Below are 4,186 nucleotides of genomic sequence, written 5' to 3'. Positions count from 1 at the left end.
TTTCTGTACTGTATTAGACAATCCCATATCTTGCCCCTAAATCCCTTTAAACCTCAGCAATATTGGCACATCCTTCCTTCATTCTGCCATCTTTTCAACTACTAATTTTTTTGCAATAGCAATTCTTCGTCCCCTTCTGGAATAAAGCGGACCAAGACTTCAAGAAAATTTATCGGACTCTAAGCAGATCTGAAAATCTCGTTGTATATCGAGGCGACAACATTTCACGCTTCATCTGCCACTGCTGCTGTATGCCCTGCCCGGCAAAATAGAGCGTTCCCTTTCCGTCCTTTGCATTCAGGTGATCCAGCACTTCCATTAACTTCTCGCTACCAGCTCGAGGCGCACTGTCGTCGAACAGATTGAGCTGGGCCACGCCCTGGCTGAAGAAGTCACCCAGCATGACGCCCGCTTTCTGGTACCGGTGACCATCCTTCCAGATTTTGTCCAGACATTTTACCGCAGCGTTGATAATGTCGCGGGAGTCCTGAGTGGGGGTGAGAAGCTTCACGGACGCATTGTTTCCGTAATATGGCTCGTTCAGGGCAAAGGGTGATGTTTTCACGAACGCAGAGATAAAGCTGCAATACTGATGCTCGCCGCGAAGCTTTTCAGCACCACGGGCGGCATAGCTGCAGATAGCCTGGCGCATCTGTTCGTACTCGGTGACGCGTTCGCCGAATGAGCGACTGCAGACGATTTCCTGCTTTGCCGGTGCAAACTCCTCCAGTTCAAGACATGGTTCGCCGCGCAGTTCCCGGACCGTTCGCTCCAGGACCACATTGAAGTGCTTTCGAATAATCCACGTACTCTGCTCAGAAAGGTCCAGAGCTGTTTTGATCCCCATGGCATTAAGCTTTTTACTGATTCTGCGACCAACGCCCCAAACATCCTCTACAGGCACGATCGCCAACAGCCGACGCTGCCGATCGACATTTGATAGGTCCACTACCCCACCCGTCTGTCTCTGCCATTTCTTGGCGGCGTGGTTTGCCAGCTTAGCGAGTGTTTTTGTCTGCGCGATGCCAACCCCGACGGTTAGATGCGTGCGCTTCAGAACTGTAGAACGGATTTCTTTGCCGAACTCCGTCAGGTCCCTGCAGTTGCGAACACCAGTCAGGTCGCAAAAAGCTTCATCGATGCTGTAGATTTCGACGCGGGGGCTCATTTCCTCTAGCGTGGTCATCACACGGTTCGACATGTCAGCATAAAGCTCGTAATTACTGCTGAAGCAAACAACGCCAGCACGCCGGAAAAGCTCCCTTTGCTTGAAGAAAGGCTCCCCCATTGCTATCCCTGCGGCTTTTGCCTCAGCGCTGCGCGCGATCACGCAGCCATCGTTATTTGAAAGAACAACCACCGGCCGTCCTCTCAAATCGGGCCTGAACACTGTCTCGCATGATGCGTAGAATGAATTCACATCACAGAGCGCAAACATATCAGCTGGCCGATTTAACAATGAAAGTAACTACGCCGAAAACATCCAGCGTATCTTCGCTGCCTACCACAATCGGGCTGTAAGCACCGTTCATCGGATTGAGCTGAACAGTTGGACGCAGTTGAAGACGTTTAACAGTAAATTCCCCATCCACAGCCGCAATGACAATATCTCCATGTTCAGCAGTCCGTGAGCTATCAACCACCAGCAGATCACCGTCGCTGATCCCCGCTTCTATCATCGAATCCCCTGCGGCTTTAACGAAATACGTTGAGCTGGGATGGGAAACAAGCAACTCATTAAGATCAATACGCTGCTCTACATAATCAGCTGCGGGGCTGGGAAAACCACATTGCACCAAATCGCTGTATAGTGGGATCGCGATAATTTCTCGCAGTTCAGTAGGCCTGATAAATTCCATTACGCATACCTCTAATACTGTTTTTATATACAGTAGTTTCGTTTCTGTCAGCGCGCAATACACCTTAGTCGTAGCGACTGTTTAAAGCTTCACCGCTTCGTTTCTAAGTTTCTATCAGGCTTCGAATTATTATTTTTGTAAATTTTCCGACTTGAATCCCAGATGCACAAATTTAAGCCGGTTTGGATGCAGGGAATTTTTTATACAGCGTGCAAACCGCTACGTCGTAAATAATCGCCACCTGCTTTCTGTCCACTCCGTTTGCGATCAGCCTGCCAGCCTGCGCCCATTGCTCTGGGGTTAACTTAGGCCGTCTGCCGCCTATCCGCCCTTTCTCCCGGGCAGCCGCCAGTCCTGCCCGGGTGCGTTCCACGATTAACTCCCTCTCCATCTCGGCCAGGGCTGACATGATGTGGAATATGAAACGCCCCATTGGGCTGGAGGTGTCTATGCTGTCCGTAAGACTTTTGAAGTGGATGCCGCGCTGCCGGAGTTCGTCTACCAGCAGTACCAGGTTCCGCATGCTTCGCCCGAGGCGATCCAGCTTCCACACTACCAGCGTATCGCCCTCATTCAGCGTTCGCAGAAGCTTTTTAAGCGCTGGCCGGTTCGCTACCGTCCCGCTCATTTTTTCCTCAAAAACCTGTTCACATCCTGCGCGTTCGAGAGCTTGTCGCTGAAGATCTGTGTTTTGGTCATTTGTTGACACCCTAACGTAGCCAATTTGCATATTTTTCACCCAATATTTTCTGCAAAAAAATCAGGTGAAGTTATCGGCATGGATGCCGCAGGGCAATCTATAAAACGTCGGTTTGGTAGACAGCAATGGTTACGTGCCTGTGTCACTGGGAGGTACGGGTAGCAACAGGGGGGCCGCAATTGGTGTCAACATCGATGGAACCTTATCTTCTACTGGCTGGTTTGATGATATTTCAACCAACCCTTCCACAATAGGTTCTGCCCGAATAACTGATGATAATGTATGGCGGAGCTATATTTCTGTTCGCCATCGGAACGGTTCTAATGCGGCCTCAGGAGGAGATAGTGCGAATTACGGATTTATGCTGGTCGATGAAGCAATGTCAGCTCAGTCAGCCGCAAATATCACTATTCGTAAACAGGCAGGCGGTACGTGGCTTTCACCTGTCAGATTATATTCAACGGGTAATACGACTAAAGCAAGTGATGGCACCCTAAAGGCGGCCTCACCTGTTGCTCGCATTGTTAAGTCTCAGGAACAGAACCAGCGCACGGATATATCTGAGGATGGTTTTGCATGGTGCGGCTGCGGTACTGCGAACACCGAAGCTGAAGGAATCAAAATTTCCCGGGTCGATGTTGGTGTTTATGTGCTGAGAGGTTCGGCAGGCCTGGCGTCAGAGGGATGGCAGTTACTGCCGCCAATGGACCCAGGCGGCATGGGAGAGCTTGGGATTGTTGAAGCAGAGCAGGCAGAAAGCGGTGGGCTGACTATCCGCCTGTTTAAGCGAAAATACATGCTGAGCGATGAAGGGGAGATCGTCAAAACAAAAGGGGAACCGATGGACGTGCCGGTGAACAGCTGGATCGATGTTCGCTTGGATATGCCTGATGATTCTGCCTTTAATCAGATGATCAATCAGAAACTTCAGCCATAGCTGCGCGCTGATTCCAGATACTGTTTTGCGGCATCTCTACACGGACACTGACAAACTGATCGGCCGGAATATCGGCCGGTTCGCCATCCACGAAACCTTCCCGTGAGTTCCTCGCAAATATCGGTGCTGACGGGTATTCCCGGTGGAATGTTTTCACGAGCACTGATCCGTCGGCATTAACCTCATAGTCAAGCCAGATTAGGGCCTGCCCATTACGATCTTTAGGGATATCGAAGCCACCATCAATCCCACCCCACGCCGCATCTGAATTCATACCCATGCAGCCCTCGATCAGATACTCTCCGGCTTTCATGCGAGTTACGGTACAGCCCTCTGATTCGTTATTAGTTTCAAACGAACCGTCTGCATACAGTTTAACTACTGGGGAAGCTGCTTTTAACGTGCCGTCACTAGCTCTGGTAGTGTTACCAGTGTCATAAACTCGTAACCATGGAAGGAATGAGGCGCTTTCTCTTGCCCTCCACCACATACCCTGGTTTCCTCGTCCCCCAAGCTGAAAGCAGTAGGATGAATCGGAACTATGAGCACAGTTTATCCCCATAAACACAGCAGTAGCTGAGGGACCGTCATAAGGGCTACTTAAAAATCGGCCATCGATAGCTATATCCCAGCCAGCACTACTATTACCCGGCCCGCCCAAGCCAAAATCTCCCCGGGATAACATCTGTC

General features: G+C 50.5%; 4 protein-coding genes and 1 pseudogene. 1 reads left to right on the top strand and 4 read right to left on the bottom strand.

Features of this window, described 5'->3' with window-relative positions:
* Nucleotides 1-169 precede the first annotated feature (169 nt).
* The 3 genes from ACOTZD_RS22800 to ACOTZD_RS22790 form a co-directional block, all read right to left on the bottom strand.
* Nucleotides 170-1,438, bottom strand: a complete 1,269-nt coding sequence (locus ACOTZD_RS22800) for a Y-family DNA polymerase (protein ID WP_048240709.1) — start codon at nt 1,436-1,438, stop codon at nt 170-172.
* A gap of 1 nt (nt 1,439) precedes the next feature.
* A complete protein-coding gene (locus ACOTZD_RS22795; RefSeq protein WP_039270990.1) occupies nt 1,440-1,859 on the bottom strand; it encodes a translesion error-prone DNA polymerase V autoproteolytic subunit in 420 nt (139 codons plus the stop codon).
* Between the two features lie 172 nt (nt 1,860-2,031).
* The gene (locus ACOTZD_RS22790) at nt 2,032-2,589 is read right to left on the bottom strand and encodes a recombinase family protein (protein WP_048241840.1); all 558 of its coding nucleotides are present in this window, start codon (nt 2,587-2,589) and stop codon (nt 2,032-2,034) included.
* Nucleotides 2,590-2,692: 103 nt separating this feature from the next.
* Here ACOTZD_RS22790 and ACOTZD_RS22785 point away from each other — a divergent pair, with 103 nt between their 5' ends.
* Nucleotides 2,693-3,496: a hypothetical protein gene (locus tag ACOTZD_RS22785; protein ID WP_421636374.1), complete on the top strand. Its 804-nt coding sequence runs from the start codon at nt 2,693-2,695 to the stop codon at nt 3,494-3,496.
* Here ACOTZD_RS22785 and ACOTZD_RS22780 read toward each other — a convergent pair.
* Nucleotides 3,474-4,186, bottom strand: a pseudogene (locus ACOTZD_RS22780) (phage tail protein); the annotation flags it as partial. The gene ACOTZD_RS22785 and the pseudogene ACOTZD_RS22780 overlap by 23 nt on opposite strands.

This window comes from Enterobacter cloacae complex sp. SHL022 (genome assembly GCF_049237785.1).
In the GTDB taxonomy this organism is placed as follows: domain Bacteria; phylum Pseudomonadota; class Gammaproteobacteria; order Enterobacterales; family Enterobacteriaceae; genus Enterobacter; species Enterobacter hormaechei_C.
This window is presented reverse-complemented; position numbering and strand designations above follow the sequence as displayed.